Source organism: Streptomyces bohaiensis (genome assembly GCF_012033785.1).
GTDB classification, from domain to species: Bacteria; Actinomycetota; Actinomycetes; order Streptomycetales; family Streptomycetaceae; genus Streptomyces; species Streptomyces bohaiensis.
This window is the reverse complement of sequence record NZ_JAAVJC010000067.1, coordinates 1-21,693: the sequence shown is the minus strand read 5'-3', so window position 1 is coordinate 21,693 and position 21,693 is coordinate 1. Positions and strand designations below refer to the sequence as shown.

19 protein-coding genes are annotated in these 21,693 nt (G+C 72.3%); 8 read left to right on the top strand and 11 right to left on the bottom strand.

All coding sequences use genetic code 11. From position 1 onward, the window contains the following. The 4 genes from HCN52_RS10450 to rimP all read right to left on the bottom strand — a co-directional run. Positions 1-304, bottom strand: a 304-nt coding sequence (locus HCN52_RS10450) for a translation initiation factor IF-2 N-terminal domain-containing protein (RefSeq protein ID WP_312876636.1), incomplete at its 3' end; no start/stop codon positions are given. A gap of 187 nt (positions 305-491) precedes the next feature. Further along, positions 492-770, bottom strand: coding sequence for a YlxR family protein (locus HCN52_RS10445; RefSeq protein ID WP_168088128.1), 279 nt, complete (start codon positions 768-770; stop codon positions 492-494). A 418-nt stretch (positions 771-1,188) separates the two neighbouring features. Next, complete coding sequence (gene nusA, locus HCN52_RS10440; RefSeq protein WP_168088127.1) at positions 1,189-2,214, bottom strand: transcription termination factor NusA; 1,026 nt, start codon at positions 2,212-2,214, stop codon at positions 1,189-1,191. A 2-nt stretch (positions 2,215-2,216) separates the two neighbouring features. Beyond that, the gene (gene rimP / locus HCN52_RS10435; protein ID WP_168088126.1) at positions 2,217-2,762 is read right to left on the bottom strand and encodes a ribosome maturation factor RimP; all 546 of its coding nucleotides are present in this window, start codon (positions 2,760-2,762) and stop codon (positions 2,217-2,219) included. A 393-nt stretch (positions 2,763-3,155) separates the two neighbouring features. On the opposite strand from rimP, the gene HCN52_RS10430 reads away from it, so the two are divergent. The 3 genes from HCN52_RS10430 to HCN52_RS10420 are packed head-to-tail and all read left to right on the top strand — an operon-like array spanning position 3,156 to position 5,112. Continuing rightward, complete coding sequence (locus HCN52_RS10430; RefSeq protein WP_312876635.1) at positions 3,156-3,734, top strand: hypothetical protein; 579 nt, start codon at positions 3,156-3,158, stop codon at positions 3,732-3,734. Further along, positions 3,731-4,201: a ferritin-like domain-containing protein gene (locus tag HCN52_RS10425; protein ID WP_168088125.1), complete on the top strand. Its 471-nt coding sequence runs from the start codon at positions 3,731-3,733 to the stop codon at positions 4,199-4,201. Before HCN52_RS10430 ends, HCN52_RS10425 begins: the two co-directional genes overlap by 4 nt. Continuing rightward, on the top strand, positions 4,198-5,112 hold the full coding sequence (locus tag HCN52_RS10420) for an aminoglycoside phosphotransferase family protein (protein WP_168088124.1): 915 nt from the start codon (positions 4,198-4,200) through the stop codon (positions 5,110-5,112). Before HCN52_RS10425 ends, HCN52_RS10420 begins: the two co-directional genes overlap by 4 nt. 146 nt (positions 5,113-5,258) lie before the next feature. Here the strand turns inward: HCN52_RS10420 and HCN52_RS10415 are convergent, their stop codons facing one another. Further along, positions 5,259-5,822 carry a GNAT family N-acetyltransferase gene (locus HCN52_RS10415; RefSeq protein WP_168088123.1) on the bottom strand — a complete coding sequence of 188 codons (564 nt, stop codon included), beginning with the start codon at positions 5,820-5,822 and terminating at the stop codon, positions 5,259-5,261. A gap of 632 nt (positions 5,823-6,454) precedes the next feature. Between HCN52_RS10415 and HCN52_RS10410 the strand changes: the two genes are divergently transcribed. The 5 genes from HCN52_RS10410 (at position 6,455) to HCN52_RS10390 (ending at position 12,465) form a co-directional block, all read left to right on the top strand. Then, complete coding sequence (locus HCN52_RS10410; protein ID WP_168088122.1) at positions 6,455-8,098, top strand: peptide ABC transporter substrate-binding protein; 1,644 nt, start codon at positions 6,455-6,457, stop codon at positions 8,096-8,098. A gap of 94 nt (positions 8,099-8,192) precedes the next feature. Continuing rightward, positions 8,193-9,197 (top strand): ABC transporter permease, encoded by a 1,005-nt coding sequence (locus HCN52_RS10405; protein ID WP_168088121.1) that lies wholly within the window; start codon positions 8,193-8,195, stop codon positions 9,195-9,197. Further along, a complete protein-coding gene (locus HCN52_RS10400; protein ID WP_168088120.1) occupies positions 9,190-10,122 on the top strand; it encodes an ABC transporter permease in 933 nt (310 codons plus the stop codon). The genes HCN52_RS10405 and HCN52_RS10400 overlap by 8 nt, the downstream gene beginning before the upstream one ends. 25 nt (positions 10,123-10,147) lie before the next feature. Further along, entirely contained in the window at positions 10,148-11,179 is a 1,032-nt protein-coding gene (locus HCN52_RS10395) for an ABC transporter ATP-binding protein (RefSeq protein ID WP_168088119.1), read from the top strand. Then, a complete protein-coding gene (locus HCN52_RS10390) occupies positions 11,176-12,465 on the top strand; it encodes an ABC transporter ATP-binding protein (RefSeq protein ID WP_168088118.1) in 1,290 nt (429 codons plus the stop codon). Before HCN52_RS10395 ends, HCN52_RS10390 begins: the two co-directional genes overlap by 4 nt. Before the next feature lie 316 nt (positions 12,466-12,781). On the opposite strand, the gene HCN52_RS10385 is transcribed toward HCN52_RS10390, so the two are convergent. The 6 genes from HCN52_RS10385 to HCN52_RS10360 form a co-directional block, all read right to left on the bottom strand. Next, positions 12,782-13,630: a GNAT family N-acetyltransferase gene (locus HCN52_RS10385; protein ID WP_168088129.1), complete on the bottom strand. Its 849-nt coding sequence runs from the start codon at positions 13,628-13,630 to the stop codon at positions 12,782-12,784. Positions 13,631-14,017: 387 nt separating this feature from the next. Beyond that, complete coding sequence (gene ispG / locus HCN52_RS10380; protein ID WP_167968600.1) at positions 14,018-15,175, bottom strand: flavodoxin-dependent (E)-4-hydroxy-3-methylbut-2-enyl-diphosphate synthase; 1,158 nt, start codon at positions 15,173-15,175, stop codon at positions 14,018-14,020. 82 nt (positions 15,176-15,257) lie between these two features. Next, positions 15,258-16,562 (bottom strand): M50 family metallopeptidase, encoded by a 1,305-nt coding sequence (locus tag HCN52_RS10375; protein WP_168088117.1) that lies wholly within the window; start codon positions 16,560-16,562, stop codon positions 15,258-15,260. Positions 16,563-16,572: 10 nt separating this feature from the next. Beyond that, positions 16,573-17,862, bottom strand: a complete 1,290-nt coding sequence (gene dxr, locus HCN52_RS10370; protein WP_168088116.1) for a 1-deoxy-D-xylulose-5-phosphate reductoisomerase — start codon at positions 17,860-17,862, stop codon at positions 16,573-16,575. Between the two features lie 200 nt (positions 17,863-18,062). Beyond that, positions 18,063-19,517, bottom strand: coding sequence for an aldehyde dehydrogenase family protein (locus HCN52_RS10365; protein WP_168088115.1), 1,455 nt, complete (start codon positions 19,515-19,517; stop codon positions 18,063-18,065). Between the two features lie 273 nt (positions 19,518-19,790). Next, positions 19,791-21,371 (bottom strand): PucR family transcriptional regulator, encoded by a 1,581-nt coding sequence (locus HCN52_RS10360; protein WP_168088113.1) that lies wholly within the window; start codon positions 21,369-21,371, stop codon positions 19,791-19,793. Positions 21,372-21,693 lie beyond the last annotated feature (322 nt).

The following is a 21,693-nucleotide window of genomic DNA, read 5'->3' as shown; positions in this document are numbered from 1 at the left end:
GCCGCGGGCCGTCGGGGCGCGGGCCGTCCGTCGGACGGGGCGCCGGCGCCGGCGGGCCGGGGGTCGGGGCGCCGGGGCGCGGGGCACCCGGCTTGGGCGCGGCCTTGCGCGGCGCCGAGGGCTTCGCGGCACGGCGGTTGCTGCCGCCACCGTCGAAGGCGTCTGTCAGTTTGCGTACTACTGGCGCCTCGATCGTCGAGGACGCCGAACGGACGAATTCACCAAGTTCTTGGAGCTTGGCCATGACGACCTTGCTCTCGACTCCAAGCTCCTTGGCGAGCTCGTATACCCGGACCTTAGCCACTTCGCTCCTTTTTCGGTCCGGGGTGGGTCGTCCGCCGGACCGTCGCTACTTCACGGGCGTACTCATCGCGTACTCATCGAGTGCTCATCGCAATCTCGACCTACTTCCAACTCGCGAGGTACCTGCGTCGTGCGGAGGCTCCGCACGACGTCACCGACATGGACCGATCCGACCGCGCGACGCGCGCTCACGGCCCGGAGGCTCCGACCTGTCGCTCCAGTGGCGCGGTGTCCAACGCGCCCGTGGCCCGGAAGGCCCGCGGGAACGCCCGACGACGCAATGCCGACTCGAGGCAGGCGGACACGGGATGCACGTACGCACCCCGGCCAGGCAGCGTACCGCGAAGATCGGGAACACAGGAGTTCCCGACCAGCGCCACACGCAGCAGATCGTTCTGGGCCGAACGTCGCCGACAGCCCACGCACGTACGTTCCGGGCAGGCCCGGGGGGACGTCCGGCCAGACATCTTCGATTCTACCTCCTTGTGTGCGCCGCGCCCCTCCCGGGTCACCGGCAGCGGCGACGGGAAGGGGACACGGGCTCATGGACCGCCGCGGGCGCCCCGCCGGGGCACCCGTGAGGAAGCGCCACCGGGCGGGCAGGCGGGGCGTGCCCGCAGCCGGCCTCGGGCCACGGGCAGGCGGGAGCCGCAACGCGGCCCCGGGAGCCCAGCCGGGGGACGGGGCACCCTCGCGAGGTACGCCGAGCTCACGCGCGGTCTCGGTCGCGCCCGGTGCACGGCGCACGCACGGTGCACCGCCCGACCAATGCGGCGCGACGCACGGCGGAGCGCCGCTCGCACCCGCCGTGCACGCGATGCTTCGACTGCGGCGGGACACCGCGCCGGGCGCCGTGGGCCGGGCGGCACGCCCCGGAGACAGGGCTCAGGAGCCCCTGGGGCCCTCGGTCTCGTCACCGGGCTCCGTATCGGGCCTGATGTCGATGCGCCACCCGGTCAGCCGCGCGGCGAGACGGGCGTTCTGCCCCTCCTTGCCGATCGCCAGGGAGAGCTGGTAGTCGGGCACGGTGACCCGGGCCGAGCGGGCGTACTCGTCGACGACCTCCACGCGGCTGACCCGGGCGGGGGACAGCGCGTGCGCGACGAGCTGGGCCGGGTCGTCGGACCAGTCCACGATGTCGATCTTCTCGCCGTTCAGCTCCGCCATGACGTTGCGGACCCGTCCGCCCATGGGACCGATGCAGGCCCCCTTGGCGTTGAGCCCGGCGCGGGTGGAGCGCACCGCGATCTTGGTGCGGTGGCCTGCCTCGCGAGCGATCGCGGCGATCTCCACGGAACCGTCCGCGATCTCCGGGACCTCCAGCTCGAAGAGCCGCTTGACCAGGTTGGGGTGGGTACGGGAGAGAGTGACCGACGGGCCGCGCATGCCCTTGACCACCCGCACGACGTAGCTGCGCAGCCGGGTGCCGTGGGTGTAGGGCTCGCCGGGGACCTGCTCCTGCGGGGGGAGGATCGCCTCGAGCCGTCCGATGTCGACCAGGACGTTCTTCGGGTCCTTGCCCTGCTGCACCACGCCGGCGACGATGTCGCCCTCGCGGCCGGCGTACTCGCCGAAGGTGACGTCCTCCTCGGCGTCCCGGAGCCGCTGCAGGATGACCTGCTTGGCCGTGGTGGCCGCGATCCGGCCGAAGCCGTCAGGGGTGTCGTCGAACTCGCGCGGCTCCGGCGGCTCCTCGCCCTCGGCCGGCTCCGGCAGGTCTGCCGGGTCCTCCTTGGCCCACACCGTCACGTGGCCGGTCCTGCGGTCGAGGTCCACCCGGGCGACCCGGCGGCTGCCCTCGGTCCGGTGGTACGCGATCAACAGGGCCGACTCGATGGCCTCGACCAGGATGTCGAAGGAGATCTCCTTCTCCCGCACCAGTCCGCGCAGGGCGCTCATGTCGATGTCCATGCTCACGCCTCCTCGCCGGAGCGGCCGGCGGAACCGGAGCCCTCGGTGTCGTCGTCACGATCGGCCTTGCGGTTGAACTCGACCTCGCCGCGCGCGGAGTCGATCTCCTCGAACTCCACCCGGCGGGGCTTGGCCTTGCGGCCCTTCTCCCCCGGCACCTCGGCGTCGATGCCGGTGTCGTCGACCGCCAGGATCCGGACGGTCAGCTCCTCGCCCTGCTGCAACCGCAGGCGGGCGAGTCGGCCGCGGGCGCGGAGGTAGTGGCGCAGCTCCGTGAAGGGCCGGTCGGCTCCCGGTGAGGTGACCTCGAGCACGTAGGCGTCGGCACCCAGCGGGTCGTCGGCGTCCAGCCGCTCGGAGACCGACCTGCTCAGATCGGCGCACTGGTCGAGCGAAACGCCCGCGTCGCCCTCGAGCGTGTCCACCACCAGCTGCAGCACCCGGCGCTTGCCCGCCTGGGTGACGCTGAGGTCCTCGAGGCCGACGCCGTGCTGTGCAGCCAAGGGCTCCAGCATCTCCCGCAGCCTGTCGATCTGGGTGGTGCTCATCCGGGTGACTCCTCGGCCGCGTCTGCTGTTGTGGCGTTCGGTGGGAGACCCGATGCCGGACCGCGGAGGCGGTGCGGCGCGGTGACCGGCGGCCGGGTCCTGGCGACCTCCGGCTCCGGTGGCGCCGCGTCAACGACAGCGCCCACCCACAGTGCTCCACCCTAACGCCTCGCGTGTCCTGTCCGCCCGCCACGGCGGGCGTAGGCCGACCGGGCGGCAGCCACCGGGAGCCCCTGCCCGCACGGCGGGGGCCGACGGGGGCCCCGTGCCCGCCCCGGTAGGCTCACCGCGTCCGCGTCCGGCGGCCACCGGACCACTCCGGTCGGCGCCCGCCCACCGACGCACCCATGGACTCACCCAGCCCGAACGAAACGACGGGGAGTGGCGCGCACCGTGCCCTGTGAGCTGTCCAGACGCACCCTGCTGGCTGGCGGCGGGGTCCTCCTCGCCGCCGCCCTGACCGGTTGTTCCGCCACCGGGCCGCGCCAGGCGGCCGAGCGAGCCGAGCGCTCCGCGGGCGCGCGGCGCCTGCGGGAGGAGACGGAGGCGGACAGCCGGCTGCTGCTGGCGCGCTACGACGCGACCGTCGCCGCGCATCCCGAGCTCGGCGAGCGGCTGCTGCCGCTGCGCGGCACGGTCGAGGAGCATCTCGCCGCGATCACGGCCGCGGCGGGCGCGGCCACCGCCTCGGCCCGCCCCGGGGGCGGGGGGGACGCGCGCCCCGGCGCCCCCTCGCCGTCCGACGGAGTCCCCGCGGATCCGGAGGCGGCGGTCGCCGGACTGTCCCGCTCGGAGGGCGAGCTGGCCGAGCGGCGGCTCCTCGCACTGGCGGACGCCCCACCCGAACTGGCCCGGCTGCTGGCGTCCCTCGCCGCGGCAGGCGCCACGCAGTGCTACCTGCTCGACGGGACGCTGCCCGAGGACGAACCCGGTCTCCTGCCGGAGGCCCCGACGACGGAGGACACGACATGACGGGGCTGTGGCCCGCTGCTGGTACGGGCACGGACGTGGGGTTGCTCGCGGCCCAGGCAGCGCTCGCCGCGGAGCACGCCACGGTCTACGGCTACGGAGTCGTCGGCGCCTGGGCGGGCCAGGAGGTCCGCCCTCAGGTCCGCGGCCTCCTCGAGGCGCACCGGGGACAGCGCGACGAACTGCGGCAGGCCGTCCGGGAGCTCGGTGGGGCGCCGGTCGCCGCCTCGGCCGGCTACTCGCTGCCGTTCCCCGTCGGCGATGTCGCCACGGCCAGGGACCTGGCGGCGGAGTTGGAGGAGCGGCTGGCCGGCGCGTACGCGGACCTGGTGCGTGCCAGCGACGGGGAGTCCCGGCTGGGAGCGGCGCGGGCGCTGCGCCGGTCGGCCCTCCGCGCGGCGTGGTGGCGCGGGAGCGGTCGGGCGCTGCCGGGGTTGGCGGAGCACTCGGCGAGCGGCGCGCGCGGATGACCGGCGACGGCTTCGACCTCCGGATCCCCGACCGACTCCACGAAGCGCAGAAACGTTTCGCGCCGCCATGGCTGGAGCTGCTGCCCGGCCGGGTGGCGCAGCTGGCGGCGGCGTGGGGGCTGACCCCGGAGCGGGTGGTCACGCCGGGCGGTCGCTGCTCCCTGGTGCTGCTGGTCCGCACCACCACCGGCGCACCGCTCACCCTCAAGCTGGTCGCACCGGGCGACGCGGCGGAGCGCGAGGCCGAGGTGCTCGGTCTCTGGCAGGGGCACGGGGCGGTCCGCCTGGTGCGGCACGACGGCGCCCTGGGGGCGCTGCTGCTGGAACGCGCCCGTCCCGAGGTGTCGCTCCGTTCGCTCCCGGAGGCCAGAGCGGTGCTGGAGACGCTCTCCGTGGCGCACCGTCTCTGGCAGGAGCCGCCGTCGAGGCACGCGCTCCCGGATGTGGCCGGGGTGACCGCCTCACAGGCCGCTCGGATGCGGTCGACCGTCGCCGAGGAGCCGGAGCTGGCCGGGGCGGTCGACGAGGCGCTGGCAGCACGGCAGGGGCTGCTGGCGGAGGCCGCCGACGGGCCCCGGGTCCTCCACGGCGACCTGCGCCAGGGCGCGGTGCTCGCCTCGGCGTCCGACCGGGCCCCGTGGCTGGCTGTCGGCCCGCACCCGCTGGTGGGCGAGCGTGCCTACGATCTGGCGCGCGCGGTGCGGGACCGCCTGCACGACCTGGTGGCCTCTTCCGGGTCAGCCGCGGTCACCCGCCGCCGGGTCCGTTCGCTGGCGGACGCGACGGAGGTCGACGCGGACCGGCTTCGCGCGTGGGCCTCCTTCCGCGCGGTGGAGTCCGCCGCGCGCAGCGTGCGGGAGGGGCGCCGGCGCGACGCCGAGGCACTGCTGGAGTTCACCACCTGGCTGTGACGGGTGCTGCGGGCCGGTGCCGGCGTGGGGCATCGCACCGCTCGCATCGGCGGCCGTCGCGCACACCGGCAGCGCGGGGCGGCGGCCGGCGCCGGCGCGTCACCGCAGGCGCGGAACCGGCGCCCCGTTGGGGGGCCGACGATGCCTCAGTTCCCGGTGGCCCCGGAGGCCTGCGGCAACCGGAGCAACGGCAGCGGCGCTCCCATGACGGCGTAGGGGCGCGCGGCGGAGGGGAAGCGGACCCGCCGTGCCAGGTCCCGGTACCCGAGTGACCGGTAGAGCGAGCGCGCGGGGCTCTCGGTGTCGATGGCGGAGAGCAGCGTGCGGGGGTTGTCCACGAGATCGGTGAGGCCGGTGATGAGCGCTCTTCCCAGGCCCAGCCGCTGATGGCTCGGCAGGACGTGGAGTTCGGTGATGGTGAAGGCGTCGTCCAACCAGTCGTCGTGCTCGTTGCGCATCAGGTACGGCTCCACCACGGTGGACCACCACTGGTTGCGGTCGCACGGCACCCCGTAGACGAAGCCGACGAGTCGGCCGTCGTCGGCGGTGGCCCCGAAGGACAGGGCTCCGGGGACGGCGAGATGGCGGAGCACGATGCCCCGCCGCACCCGCTGCTCCTCGACGGACAGCCCGAAGGCACGCGCCTGGACGTCGAGTGCGTCGTCGACGCACGCGGTGAGGTCGAGCGGGCCGACGGCGACTGCGTTCATGATCGGAGAGTAGCCCGCACGGGGCGCGAAGTCCCGGCCCCGTGCGGAACTCCCCGTATCGCCGCCGACGCTGCCGTGCGGCCCTGCCGGGGCTGTCGGAGCCGCCACGGGGACACTCCTCGCGCAGGGCCGGGGCGGGGACGCAAGCGGGCTCGCGGAGCCCCGTGGCCCCGTCGTCGGCCCGCGGGTGGGTGGTACCCGACGACCGACGGGCGCGCGCCGCCTCTCCGAGTCCTCCTGCGGCGACCCGACCTCGCACGTCTGCGCCCCCACCACCGTCCGCTGAACGCGGGTCTCGCCGTCGGGACGGACCATTTCACACGCGAGCAAGAGCGACCCCTCGGCCGGACGCGGGCGCACCCCGGTTGCGTGAACTCCCGGCATGCCGCACGTTACCCAGGTGGGCCCGGATGCCGGAGGGGCGGATGTTTCCCGTGTGACTCATGGTGCGCAGCGGGACTTGTTTCCGGATTCCGGACGGAGGGCGCCGCTAAGAGGTCATCAGGAAGCATCGGAGCTGTCTCGAACCCATAACTCTGCCCAGCACGGGGTTCCTCTAATCGGTATGCATGGCATCAGAGTTAGCTCTTGTAGTGCCGACACGAAGCCGGCGCATCACCAAGGAGCTTTTGATGAGACGACCGAGGACGATCACCCGCGCGGCCGCGCTCGCGGGTGCCGTCATCCTCACCGCTGCCGCCTGCGGGAGCAGCGACGGTGACGGTGACGGCGGCAACGGCGGGAGCAACGGCGGCAACGCCGCCGAGGGCGAGTACACCGGCGGCGAGGTCCGCGCCAACCTGAACAGCCCTCAGACCCTGATCCCCACGGACACCGTCGAGTCCGAGGGCGGCACCGTGGTGTCGACCGTCTACGCCGGCCTCGTCGACTTCGACATCGACAGCGGGGAGGTGGTCCACCTCGTCGCCGAGTCCATCGAGACCGAGGACAACCAGACCTGGGACATCACCATCCGTGAGGGCCTGGAGTTCCACAACGGCGAGCCGGTGGACGCCGACGCGTTCCTGCGTGCCTGGAACTACGGCGCCTACGGCGACAACGCCCAGCGCGGCTCGTTCTTCTTCGATGTCATCGAGGGCTACGACGAGATGCAGGAAGAGGGCTCCGAAGTCACCGAGCTCTCCGGCCTGGAGAAGACCGGCGACCTCACCTTCACGGTGACGCTGGACAGCCCCTTCACGACCTTCGAGGTCGCGCTCGGCCACAACGCGTTCATGCCGATGGCCCAGGCCTGCCTGGACGACGTCGAGGCGTGCAACACCGAGCCGATCGGCAACGGCCCCTTCAAGATGGCCGGCCCGTGGCAGCACGACGTCGAGATCCCGCTGGAGCGCTGGGAGGACTACACCGGCGAGAACTCCGCGAACATCGACACGCTGACGTTCAACATCTACGCCGACCAGCAGACCGCCTACAACGACCTGCAGGCCGGCAACCTGGACGTGCTGCGCACCACCCCGCCGGAGCTGCGGGACGAGGCGCGCAACCAGTTCCCCGACCGCTTCATCGAGGTTCCCACCTCGCAGATCACCAACCTGGCGTACCCGCTGTACGACGAGACCTTCGCCGACCCCAAGGTCCGCCAGGCGCTGTCGATGGCGATCGACCGTCAGAAGATCATCGACAACGTGCTCCTCGGTGCGTTCGAGCCGGCCGACAGCTTCATCGCTCCGGTCATCCCCGGCTACCAGGAGGGCGTCTGCGAGTACTGCGAGTACGACCCGGACCGCGCCAACGAGCTGTGGGACGAGGTCGACTGGCCGGCTGACAAGAAGCTGCAGCTGCACTTCCACCCGGGCGCCGGCCACGACGAGTGGGTCGAGGCCGTCGGCATCGAGATCCAGAACACCCTCGGCGTCGAGTTCGAGCTCCGCAACGAGCTGGAGTGGGCCGACCACCTGAACGCCCGCGACGACGAGGAGATGGAGGGTCCGTACCGCTCGGCGTGGATCATGAGCTACCCCTCGCAGGAGTACTACCTCAAGCCGCTCTACACCACGAACGGCAGCTCGGCCGACACCGGCTGGACCAACGAAGACTTCGACCGCCTGGTGCGTGAGGGTGACGCCGCCTCGACGCTCGAGGAGGCGCAGGACCTGTACGCCGAGGCCGAGCAGATCCTGATGGAGGAAGTCCCCTCCATCCCGCTGTTCTACGGTCGCAGCTCCGCCGCGTACAACGACACGGTCGAGAACGTCATCTACAACATCTACGAGACCAACCCGTCCTGGACTGACATTCAGGTGAAGTCGTAACACTCTCTGCGGGCGGCAGCCGACGGCCTTCTCCGGCCGTCGGCTCCCGCCTGTCAGGAACTTTCCCTGAGACGGTGTAATCCGAGGAGTCCCGATGGGCCGCTATATCATCCGTCGGCTGCTGCAATTCATACCCACGCTCGCCGGCGCGCTTTTTCTCCTGCACTACCTTTCGTCCCTCGCCGTCCAGCTCAACGGAAACCCGGCGCGCGCCATGTTCGGCGACCGTCGACCTTCCGAGGCCATGCTGGCGGCCGTCCAGAAGCTGTACAACCTGGACGACCCCTGCCTCGAACAAGTGGGAAACCCCTGTTTCGGGCAGTTCGTCAACCGCGTGACCAGCCTGGCGCAGGGCGACCTCGGAACGAACTTCCGCGGCCGCCCGGTGACCGAGATCATCGCGGACAGCCTCCCGCTCTCGGCACGACTCGCGATCATCGCCCTGGTCGTGCAGATCCTCATCGGCATCACCGCCGGTGTCTTCGCGGGTCTGCGCAACAAGGGCGTCATCGACTACGCGGTCAAGATCTCCACCGTCGTCATCATCGCCTTCCCGGTCTTCGTCCTCGGCAAGGTCATCCAGACCACCGTGAACGTGCCGATGACCAACGCGCTGCGTGACGCCGCCTGGGCGCCCGACTGGCTCGGCACGGTGTTCAGCATCAGTTACCAGGCGAACTCACCCTGGCTGAGTCTGCTGGTACCCGGCATGGTGCTGGGCGCGCTCGGTCTGGCCACCACGGCCCGCCTCACCCGCACCAGCCTGATCGAGAACCTGCACGCGGACTACGTGCGCACGGCGACGGCCAAGGGCATGCCGCGGCGGCGCGTCATCGGCGTGCACGCCCTGCGCAACTCCCTCATCCCGGTCGTCACCGACCTCGGCCTCTCCGTGGGCGTGCTGCTGAGCGGCGCCGTCGTGACCGAGGCCATCTTCAACATCCCCGGCGTGGGCTTCCAGTTGATCAACGCCATCCGGGTCGGCGAGTCCCCGGTGATCGTCTCCCTGGTCACCTTCTTCGTGCTGATCTATCTCGTTGTCAACCTGCTCGTGGACCTGCTCTACGCCGTGCTCGACCCGAGGATCCGCTATGAGTGAGTCATCCCCCGGTGGCGGCACCGCCACACAGACCTCGGACCCGGCCTTCGGCGCGGTTCCCAAGGCCTCGTCGGAGCGGGCCCGCAGCCTGTGGTCCGACGCTTGGCGTGACCTGCGCCGGGACCCGGTCTTCATCATCGCGTCGCTGATCGTGCTCGCGGTCGTCTCGATGGTGCTGTTCCCGTCGCTGTGGACCAGCGGCGACCCCCGCGACTGCGACCTCGCACGAGCGCGGCAGAAGCCCAGCTGGGACGCCCCCTTCGGCTTCTCCAACCTCGGTTGCGACTACTACGCGCAGGCGATCTACGGCGCGGGTCCGTCGATCCAGGTCGCGGTCTTCGCGACCATCGGCATCGCGATCATCGGAACGCTGTTCGGCGTGCTCTCCGGCTTCTACGGCGGCCTGATCGACACGGTCATCTCGCGGCTCGTCGACGTGGTCGCCGGCCTCCCGTTCCTGCTGGGTGCGGTCGTGCTGCTCGCCCTGATGCAGTCGCGGTCGGTGTGGGCGATCGTCTTCGTCCTCATCGCGCTGGCGTGGATCACGCTCACCCGTGTCATCCGGGGAACCGTGATGACCACCAAGAACATGGACTACGTGGCCGCGGCCCGTTCACTCGGCGCGTCCGACCGGCGCATCATCTTCCGGCACATCCTGCCGAACGCCATGGCGCCCGGCATCGTGGTCCTGACGATCGCGCTCGGCCTGTTCGTCTCGCTGGAGGCGACGCTGACCTTCCTCGGCGTCGGTCTGCGGGCCCCGACCGTCTCCTGGGGCGTCATGATCGTCCAGGGCCAGTCGCACGTCCTGAGCGGCTACCCGCACCTGCTGCTGGTGCCCTGCATGTTCCTCGTCACCACGGTCCTCGGGTTCATCCTGATGGGCGACGCCCTGCGTGACGCACTCGACCCGAAACTCCGCTGAGGTGCCCATGTCGATCGTCAGCAGAATGAAGAAGCAGACGGCGCCCTCGACAGGCGGCCGCCCCGAGGCGGACAGTTCCGCGCCGCTGCTGGAGGTCGAGAACCTCCAGGTCGAGTTCCGCACGCGCGACGGTGTCGCGAAGGCCGTCAACGGCGTGACGTTCACGCTGGAGGCCGGACGCACCCGGGCGATCCTCGGTGAGTCCGGCTCCGGCAAGAGCGTCACCGCCCAGGCCATCATGGGCATCCTGGACAGCCCTCCCGGCTACGTCACCGGCGGCTCGGTCCGCCACCGCGGCGTGGACATGCTGAAGCTCAACCGTGAGCAGCGGCGCCTCATGCGGGGCTCCACGGTCGCGATGATCTTCCAGGACGCGCTCTCGGCGCTGAACCCCGTCTTCACCGTCGGGTTCCAGCTGGGCGAGATGTTCCGGATCCACCGCGGCATGTCCCGCAAGGACGCGCGCAAGAAGGCCATCGAGCTGCTGGACCTCGTCCGGATCCCCGGCGCGGCGCAGCGCGTGGACGACTATCCGCACCAGTTCTCCGGCGGCATGCGCCAGCGTGTGATGATCGCCATGGCGCTGGCGCTGGACCCGGAGATCCTGATCGCGGACGAGCCCACGACGGCGCTCGACGTGACGGTGCAGGCGCAGATCATGAAGCTGCTCGCCGAACTCCAGGCGGAGCGCTCCATGGGGCTGCTGCTGATCACGCACGACATGGGCGTGGTCGCCGACGTCGCCGACGACATCTCCGTGATGTACGCCGGCCGCGTCGTGGAGCAGGCGCCGGTGTCGGAGATCTACGAGTCCCCGGCGCACCCGTACACGAAGTCGCTGCTGGAATCGATCCCGCGTGTCGACCTGCGGGGTCAGGAACTCAGCGTCATCAAGGGGTTGCCGCCCACGCTGACCGCCATGCCGCCCGGCTGCTCGTTCGCACCGCGCTGCTACATGGCGCGCGAGAAGTGCGGCCAGGAGGCGCCCCCGGCGTTCGACGTGGCCGCCGATCGGATCAGCCGCTGCCACTACTGGGACGAGGTGCACCCCGCATGAGCAAGAAGACGGCGAAGGACACGCCGAGCGAGGAGAACCCGCCCGCCGACGCGGCGGTAGCAGCCGACGGCACCGGGGACTCCCCGGCCGGGGGCGCCGCGGCCACCGCCCCGGAGACGGGGGCCACCGAGGACGCGACGTCGGGGAACGGCGCTGCGAGCGGCGACGCGGGCGCGCCGGCGGTGGAGTCGGAGTCCGCTTCGGAGTCCGCGTCCGCGTCCGCGTCGGTCACGGAGACGCCCCGCGCCGAGCAGCCGGCGGCGCCGGTGCTCGACAAGGCCGAGAACGTGCTGGAGGTGCGCGACCTCGTCAAGCACTTCCCCATCACCCAGGGGATCGTGCTGCGCCGCAAGGTCGGCGCGGTCCAGGCGGTCGACGGCATCAGCCTCGACCTCCGCCGCGGCGAGACGCTCGGCATCGTCGGCGAGTCCGGTTGCGGCAAGTCGACCCTGGCCAAGCTCCTCATCGGGCTGGAGCGGCCGACGTCCGGCAGCATCAAGGTGCGCGGCCAGGACCTGACGGAGCTGCGGGGTGGCGACCTGCTGGCCGCGCGCCGCAACATCCAGATGGTCTTCCAGGACCCGTACACCTCGCTCAACCCGCGCATGACGGTGGGCGACCTGATCGGCGAGCCCTTCGAGATCCACACCGACGTCGTGCCCCGCCAGGGACGCCGCCAGCGTGTGCAGGAGCTCCTGGAGCTCGTGGGGCTCAACCCGGACCACATCAACCGCTACCCGCACCAGTTCTCGGGCGGACAGCGGCAGCGGATCGGCATCGCCCGGGCGCTTGCGCTCGAGCCCGAGGTGCTGCTCTGCGACGAGCCGGTCTCGGCCCTGGACGTCTCGATCCAGGCGCAGGTCATCAACCTCCTGGAGAAGCTCCAGGACGAACTGGGCCTGTCGTACCTGTTCATCGCGCACGACCTCTCCGTCGTCCGGCACATCGCGGACAAGCTCGGGGTCATGTACCTCGGACGCATGGTGGAGTACGGCAACGCCGAGGAGATCTACGAGGCGCCGACGCACCCGTACACCCAGGCGCTGCTCTCCGCGGTGCCCGTTCCGGACCCCAAGCTCCGGGGCATGCGGGACGAGATCGTGCTGGAGGGCGACGTGCCGTCCCCGGCGAACCCGCCCTCGGGTTGCCGCTTTCGCACCCGCTGCTGGAAGGCGGAGGACGTCTGCGCCGAGGAGACTCCGCTGCTCCAGGTGCGGGAGAACTCGCGTCACGCGAGCGCCTGCCACTTCGCGCAGGAGCGGGACGTGGTGCACGGCGCCGCCTGACGCGCCGCCCGTCACGCACGCGGCCCCCGTCGACACCGTTCGGTGTCGACGGGGGCCGTCGCCGTTGGGCGGCATGCCGCTGTGGGCAACGGGCGGGGCCGCCGCCGTGTCCTCCGGGCCCCGTGCGGCGCCGCACGGGGCCCGGAGGACACGGGACAACGGGACGACGGGACGGGACGGGGCGGGACGGGGCGGGGCGGGGCGGGAGAACGACCACGGACGCCGGCCACGGGGCCTCGTCCTGCGGCCGCAGGGAGCACGAGGGCAGGCGGCGCGGCACGCACACGGGGCGGCGGCCGACGTCATGGAGCCCGGGTCAGAACATGATGCTGCGGAGTGCTCCCACCTCGCGGAACCCGAGGCGACGGTAGGTGGCGAGGGCAGGCTCGTTGAAGTCGTTCACATACAGGCTGACCAGCGGTGCCGCCTCGTCCAGCGCGTGGCGGATCACCTGGGCCAGCCCTGCGGTCGCGAGGCCCCGGCCCCGACGGTCCGGAGCGGTCCACACGCCCTGGAGCTGGCAGGCCGACGGGGTGACGGCGCCGATCTCGGCCTTGAACACCACCCGGCCGTCCTCCACCCGCGCGAAGCAGCGCCCCTCCCCCACCGTCTCGGCCACCCGCGACTGATAGGCGAGTCCGCCGTCCACGGCTGAGAGCGGCGAGACACCGACCTCCTCGGTGAACATCGCGACACAGGCCGGCATCACCAGGTCCATCTCGCTGCGCCGTACCCGGCGCACCCGCGGGTCCGCGGCGACACCGGGAGGCGGGGAGTCGACGACCATGAGGGGCTGGGTGCGGCGCACCAGGCGCGGCGGGCCCCAGGAGCGCTCCAGGTGCTCCCACAGCCCGCCGACCTGCTCGGCGGGCCCCACGATCGAGGAGCACCGTCTCCCCTGCGCCAGCGCGCGCTCGGCGAAGGCGCGCAGCGCGGCGGGGCCGGCGCCCACGGGGACGAGGTTGGCGCCCGCGAAGCAGAGCGCCGCCAGCTCCCCCCGGTGGTACCAACCCCACATCTCCCCGCCGAGTCGCCTCGGATCGAGCCGGGAGTCCAGGACACGGGCGGTGACGAACGCGTTCGCCACGGGGTCGCGCGCCAGGAGCTCGAGGACGGCGGAGAGCTCGCGGGCGTCCAGGAGGCGGACGGCGGGTGTCGTCAACACGGGGTCGATGCCTTGCCGGTCGAGGGTGGGGTGGGGCTGCAGCACGGAGCCGTGCACGGCACTGTACCCGGGTCGGGGCCGCCGAGGTCGGCGTCCGGCCACTCCTCGTATCCGGGTCCCCACGCCCGGGGGGGGCGAGACACCTCGGCCTTCGGGCGTGGACCGAGGCCCGCGGCGGTCTCCGCCGTCACCCGAAGGGGCGCGTCGAGGGGGCCGTGCGCCCGTCCGGACGCCGCGGAGCGCGGGTCACGGCGCCCCCTCGCACCTGTGGGGCGCGCTCCGTCCGGAACGCGCCCCACAGAACGTCTCACTGCCTCACGGCGTCAGCGCACACGAACTTCTCCGCCCCGCCGCCCGGCGCGGGAGCACGGCTGACCACCCGCCGGTTCAGCCGGCGACGGCGATCTGGGGCTCGCCCGAGGCGACCCCGTCCTTCTCCATCTGCTCGGCGATCTTCATCGCCTCCTCGATCAGGGTCTCCACGATCTTGGACTCGGGCACGGTCTTGATGACCTCGCCCTTCACGAAGATCTGGCCCTTCCCGTTGCCGGAGGCGACACCCAGGTCGGCCTCGCGCGCCTCGCCGGGCCCGTTCACCACGCAGCCCATCACCGCGACCCGCAGCGGGACGTCCATGCCGGTCAGCCCCGCGGTGACCTCCTCGGCCAGCTTGTAGACATCGACCTGCGCACGGCCGCACGAGGGGCAGGAGACGATCTCCAGGCCGCGTTCCCGCAGCCCCAGGGACTCCAGGATCTGGTTGCCGACCTTGATCTCCTCGGCAGGCGGCGCGGAGAGCGAGACGCGGATGGTGTCGCCGATGCCCTCGGAGAGGAGAGCGCCGAACGCCACCGCCGACTTGATCGTGCCCTGGAACGCCGGGCCGGCCTCGGTGACGCCGAGGTGCAGCGGGTAGTCGCACTGCGCGGCCAGCTGGCGGTAGGCGTTGACCATGACGACGGGGTCGTTGTGCTTCACGGAGATCTTGATGTCGCGGAAGCCGTGCTCCTCGAAGAGGGAGCACTCCCAGAGCGCGGACTCGACGAGCGCCTCGGGCGTCGCCCGGCCGTACTTGGCGAGCAGCCGGCGGTCCAGCGAGCCGGCGTTGACGCCGATACGGATCGGGGTGCCCGCGTCGGACGCCGCCTTGGCGATGTCCTTGACCCGGTCGTCGAACTGCTTGATGTTGCCGGGGTTGACCCGGACCGCGGCGCACCCGGCGTCGATGGCGGCGAAGACGTACTTCGGCTGGAAGTGGATGTCGGCGATGACCGGAATCTGCGACTTGCGCGCGATGACCGGCAGCGCGTCGGCGTCGTCCTGCGTCGGGCACGCGACCCGCACGATCTGGCAGCCGGACGCCGTCAGTTCGGCGATCTGCTGCAGCGTCGCACCGATGTCCGAGGTGCGGGTCGTCGTCATCGACTGGACGGAGACCGGGGCGTCACCGCCGACGGCCACGGTGCCGACCTGCAGCTTACGGCTGACCCTGCGCTCGGCGAGCTTCAGCGGTACGGACGGCATTCCGAGCGAAATAGCAGTCATCGGTCTGTGCAACCCCACGGTATGGCTCTTAGGTCCCCGGGTCGGCCGGGCTCCGGACAACGAGACTACGGCACGGACGGCACTAGCCCGCCAATCGGACCGGTGTGACGATATCCGCGGCGAGTACCAGGAGTGTGAAACAGATGAACACCGCCGCGACGACGTAGGCGACCGGCATCATCCGCGCCACGTCGAACGGGCCGGGATCGGGCCTGCGCAGCAGCTTGGCGCCCTTGCGACGCGCGGACTCCCAGGCCGCGCCCGCGATGTGGCCACCGTCCAGCGGCAGCAGCGGCAGCATGTTGAACAGGAAGAGTGAGAGGTTGAAACCCGCGACGAGGAAGAGCGCCGTCGCCACCTGCTGACTGGCGGGGATGTCGAGCGTGAAGATCTCGCCGCCGACCCGCGCGGCGCCGACGACCCCCATCGGCGAGTCCTGGTCGCGCTCGCCCACGCCCCATGCCGCGTCCCAGAGCCCCGGCACCTTCGACGGGACGGCCAGCAGTGCATGGAATCCGGTCACCATGATGTCGCCCATGCGCTCCACGGCTTCGGGGAACTCCTGCTTGACGATGCCCGAGGCCGGCGAGATGCCCAGGAAGCCCGTGGTGATGTACTCCCCCTCGATCCACTCCCCGTTCCCGTCGAGCTTGGCGACCTGGTTCTCGATGAGGTCGACCCGGAGCTCCAACGGGGCCCCGTCACGCTCCACGGTGATCTCCGCGGGGCCGACGGTGGCCCGGATGTCCTGCTGCAGCGTCGCCCAATCGGTCACCGGCTCGCCGTTGAACTCGAGCACGGTGTCGCCGGGAAGCATGCCGGCGGCGTTGGCCGGGGCCTCGGGGTCGCCGGCGCGGCACTCGTCGCGCTCCTCGCTCTGGGCGACCACGCACTCCTGCACGGTGGCCACCGTCGTGGTCGAGGTGGGGATACCGAAGGCCATCAGCACGCCGAGGAAGATCACCACGGCGAGAATGAGGTTCATCGCGGGCCCGGCGAACATCACGATGATGCGCTTCCACGGCTTGCGCGTGTAGAACAGCCGCTTCTCGTCGCCGGGCTGCAGTTCCTCGTAGGCCGCGGCGCGAGCGTCCTCGATCATGCCGCGGAACGGCGAGGTGGAGCGCTGCCGCACCCGCCCGTCGTCCCCCGGGGGGAACATCCCGATCATGCGGATGTACCCGCCCAAGGGGATCGCCTTGATCCCGTACTCGGTCTCGCCCGTCCGGCGTGACCACAGCGTCGGTCCGAACCCGACCATGTACTGCGGTACGCGGATGCCGAACATCTTCGCGGTGCTGAGATGGCCCAACTCGTGCCAGGCGATCGAGAAGAGCAGCCCGAGAACGAAGATGACGATCCCGAGGATGAACATCAAGGTGGTCACGGGTCTCCCTCTAGCCCTTGCGCACGACGCCCGACGCGCCGCCGCCGACGGCACCCGCTGTGCCGGCGGTGCCGGTCAGCTCCCGCGCACGGTGCCGTGCGCGGGTCTCCGCCTCCAGTACGTCCGGGACGGTCAGCGAAGTTCCGGCTGCGTCGCTCCCCTGTTCCTCCACGACGCGCGCGACGGTGTCGACGATGCCGGTGAACGGCAGCCTGCCGGCGAGGAAGGCCGCGACGCACTCCTCGTTTGCCGCGTTGTAGACGGCGGGGGCGACGCCGCCGAGACTACCCACATGGCAGGCGAGGGGCACCGCCGGGAACGCTTCGGTGTCCAGGGGGAAGAACTCCCAGCTGTGCGCGCGGGTCCAGTCGCACGGCGGCGCGGCACCGGGCACCCGGTCGGGCCAGCCGATACCGAGGGCGATCGGGCCCCGCATGTCGGGCGGCCCGGCCTGCGCGAGGGTCGACCCGTCGGTGAACTCGACCATCGAATGCACATACGACTGCGGGTGTACCACGACCTCGATGCGGTCGAAGGGAATCGCGTACAGCAGGTGGGCCTCGATCACCTCCAGCCCCTTGTTGACGAGGGTCGCGGAGTTGATGGTGATCACCGGCCCCATGCTCCACGTCGGGTGGGCCAGCGCCTCCTCGGGCGTGACCTCCGCCAGCTGCGCGCGGGTCCGCCCCCGGAAGGGCCCCCCGCTGGCGGTGACCACCAGCCGCGACACCTCGCGGCGCACCCCGCCGAGCAGCGCCTGGAAAAGCGCCGAGTGCTCGGAGTCGACCGGCACGATCTGCCCGGGGGCGGCCAGCGCCGTCACCAGGGGTCCGCCCACGATGAGCGACTCCTTGTTGGCCAGCGCGAGCACACTGCCCGCCGAGAGCGCGGCGATCGTGGGCGCGAGTCCGATCGAACCGGTGATGCCGTTGAGCACCGTGTGGCACGGCATCCCCGCGAGCTGGGTCGCCGCATCAGGGCCCGCCACGATCTCGGGGAGGGCCGAGGCCGCCCCGTAGCGCTCGCGCAGCGCTGCCCGCAGCTCCTCCGTCCTCGCGGGGTCGGCGACACCGACTGCGGCCACGCCCAGCAGGTGGGCCTGTTCCGCGAGCAGGCCGACGCGCCCGCCGGCAGCCGACAGCGCGGTCACCCGGAACCGGTCCGGGTTGCGCAGCACGACATCGACGGCCTGGGTGCCGATGGAACCGGTGGAGCCGAGGATCACGATCTCTCGGGGCCCCTCGTCGGGCGGGGCGAAACGCAGGTGCGGATCCGCGACGGGCGCGGGCGATGCTGTCATGCCCCCATTGTGTCCGGGCGCGGGGGCCGTTCTGCCCGCGGCCCCACGGCCGGGCCCCACGGTGAAGCTCCCGGGCCCGCGGCGCGCCTGCGTACCGCGGGTCCCGGTCCCCGCCGTTCCCACCGCCCCGGACCAGCTCGGTCCGGGAGGCGCAGCGGCGCCGCAGCGGCGGCGCAGGGGCGCGCCGCTGCGGCGTTCGGCTACAGCTCCAGGCCGGTGAGCACCATGACGCGCTCGTAGGTGTAGTCCTCCATCGCGAACTGGACACCCTCGCGGCCGACGCCCGACTGCTTGACGCCGCCGTAGGGCATCTGGTCGGCCCGGTAGGAGGGCACGTCCCCGATGATCACACCGCCCACCTCCAGCGCCCGGTGGGCGCGGAAGGCGGCCTGCACGTCGCGCGTGAACACCCCCGCCTGCAGTCCGTACACCGAGTCGTTGGCGATGCGGTAGGCGTGCTGCTCGTCCTCGGCCCGGATCACCGACATGACCGGACCGAAGACCTCCTCGCAGCCGAGCCGCGTGTCCGGCGGCACGTTCTCCAGCACAGTGGGCGCGTAGCTGGCGCCGTCCCGCGTCCCGCCGGCGAGGATCTTCGCACCCGCGGCAGCGGCCTCGTCGACCCACGACTCGACGCGCCGGGCGGCGTCCTCGCTCACCAGCGGGCCCACGTCCGTCGCCGGATCGCTGGGGTCGCCGGTCACCTGGGCGTTCACCGCCTCGATCAGGCGCGGCAGGAAGCGGTCGTAGACGGAGGCGTCGACGACGGCGCGCTGCACGGAGATGCAGGACTGTCCGCCCTGGTAGTTGGAGAACGTCGCGATGCGCTGGGCGGCGTGGTCGAGGTCTGCGTCGGAGGAGTAGTCGCCGAGCACCAGCGCCGCCCCGTTACCGCCGAGTTCCAGCGTGACGCGCTTGCGCGGGACGCTGTCCAGGATCGACCAGCCGACGGGGGCGGACCCCGTGAACGAGATGATCGGCAGACGCTCGTCCTGGACGAGGCCGGGCATCTCGTCGTTCGGGACGGTGAGGACGCTCCACGAGCCGGCGGGCAGGTCCGTCTCGGCGAGCAGTTCCCCCAGGAACAACGCGGAGAGCGGGGTCGCCGGGGCGGGCTTCAGGACGATCGGTGCCCCGACGGCGATCGCGGGCGCCACCTTGTGGGCGCAGAGGTTGAGCGGGAAGTTGAACGGGGCGATGCCGAGCACGGGGCCGCGCGGCACGCGGCGGGTCAGCGCCAGGCGCCCCTCGCCACCGGCGTCGGTGTCGAGACGCTGCGCGGTGCCGCTGTTGAACCGCCGCGCCTCGTCCGCAGCCCAGCGGAAGACGGAGCGGCAACGGCCCACCTCACCCCGCGCCCACTTCAACGGCTTGCCGTTCTCGGCGGAGATGAGTCGGGCGATCTCCTCGGCCCGCTCGGCGAGCCGTGCTCCGACGTGGTCGAGTGCCGCGGCCCGCACATGGGCCGGGGTCGCCGCGAACTCCGCGGCCACGGCGGCCGCGGCTGCGACCGCCTCTTCGGTCTGGGCGGCGGCGGGCACGCTGACCTGCGCGACGGTGCGGCCGTCCCAGGGGGAGGTGACGTCGAGTGTCCGGTCACCGGTCGCCTCACGACCGGCGAGCCAGAACGCGTGCGGGGTGTTCGCTGAGGTCATCGCGTGGACCGGCCCTTCCGAGAGTCTGAATGCTGCGGAGCTGCTCCCTGCCCACGGTAGGGGCGCGGCCCCCTGGACGCTCTTGTCCGGGACGGCACAGTGGTGCGGCGTGTCGCGCCGCTTCGGTGCACGGTGGGAGCGGACGAGCCGCTGTCGCGGGCCCCGCGCGCACCCCGGCGCGGCGTCGGCGGCGCACGGGGCCGACCGCCCGGGTCCGCGACGCCGCGACCCTGTCGGCCTGCCCCGTCCGCCCCGCTGCGGGGGCGGGGCGGCTCAGGGGTGACGCGCGGCGGGGCCCGTCGCCTTGAGGGCCAGCCAGAGCTCCATACGGGCATCGGGGTCGTCGAGTGAGCGCTCCAGGATCTCCTCGACCCGCCGCATGCGGTAGCGCAGCGTGTGACGGTGCACACCGAGGTCGGCGGCGGCTGCGTCCCACTGCCCGTGGCGCGACAGCCACGCCCGGAGCGAGGCGACCAGGTCGCCCCGTCCGTGCGCGTCGTGCTCACGGAGCGGGCGCAGCATGCCGTCGGCGAATGCCCGCACCGCGTCGTCGGCGAGCAGCGGCAGTACCGATCCGGCGGCAACGTCGTCGTGCTCCACGTACGACCTGCCTCGCCGACGGGCCACGAGCAGCGCCTGCCGCGCCTGCTGGTAGGCGGTGTCCACCGAGGTGGGGCCCGCCGGCCCGGACGCGCCGATCACCACGGCCACCTCGTCGCCCGGCTGTGCGCCCGCCCGCCGCGCATAGCTCTGCGCGGCATCGAGGACGCCCCCGCCTTCGGCGACGAGCAGAACGGTCTGACCCCCGTCGGGCACCAGGAGCAGTGGTTCCGCGGCGCGGGCCGCGGCTGCCTCGGCCGCCGTGGCGAACGCCGCACCGTAGCGGTCGCCCGTCTCGGCGACCAGTACACGCAGTGGTGCGTCGAGCAGCGCACCGTACACCTGTCCCCCGACCGCCCGAGCGTGCTCGGGCTCCCCGCTCAGCAGCAGGTGCAGCACCGCGGCCCCGAGGCGGCGTTCGGCCGCCTCGAACGCCTTGGAGCGCTCGGTCAGCAGCGTGAGGACCGTGACGGCCGACTGCACCGCGTAGCGGGCGACGGTGTCGGGCGGGGACGCCGTACCGATGGCCAGAACGGCCCGCGGGACCGACCCCGTACCGACCGACTGCAGTTCGACCCGGTCGTCGGCCGAGCCGTCCCCGGTGCCGTCGGGCGTACAGCCGACCACGACGGTGGCGGGCCCGGGGCGGTCCCGCAGCCTGCGGACGTCCTCGGCCAGGGAGGCGGCGCGGCGTTCCGCCCAGGCGGGGACCGCGTGGGTGACACCTCCGGAGAGGTCGTACAGCGCCGCCCAGCCGTCGACCTGCCCCGCCAGCCGCTCCAGGAGACCGTGGGTGCCTGCCGGGCCGAGGGCTGCCCGCGTGAGCTCGCGCTGCGCGGCGAACCCCGCCGCTACTGCCTTGTACTCCTCGGTGGCGATGGCCGCGGAGACCGCCTTGGCGATCGCGATGAACGGGATCCGCCGCTCCACCTCCAGCAGTGGGAGCCCGGTCCGTGCGCACGCCGCGAGCAGGGCCGGGGGGATCTCGGGGTGGTGCACCCCGACACCGAACCCGAGGCCCACGACGCCGGCGCCGCGCAACCGCGCGACGTAGGCGTCCATGGCGACGGGATCGTCGACGTCCAGCTTCAGCGCGGTGGTGAGCAGCAGCTCACCACCGTCGAGGAACGGGGCCGGGTCGTCCAGTTCGCTGGCGTGCGCCCAGCGCACCTCCGCATCGAGGCCCTCCTCGCCCGCGACTACGCCGAGCTTGAGTGCCGGGTGCTGGACCAGGGAGGCGAGCGTCGGATACATGGCTGACCCTTGCGTGGCCGAGACGGAGGCGCACCGTGGACGAGCGCACGCGCGACAGGTACGCGCGTTCATCACGGTACCGCGCACGGGGCGCCCCGGAACGACGGGAGCCGGGCTGGCCGGAAGCTTGCCCCCGCGGCTGCGCCGGGGCGCTGCCGCCGCCAGAGAAGTGAGTGCTGCCCCGCGCAGCTCGGAGGGGCCCGCCCCGCCGTGCTGCCCCGCGCAGCTCGGAGGAGCCCGCCCCGCGGCTGGAACGCCCCGGTGGGATGGCGGCACGCCGCCGCGCGCCCCGCACCGAGCGCTTCCGCCCGTGGGGCCCGGG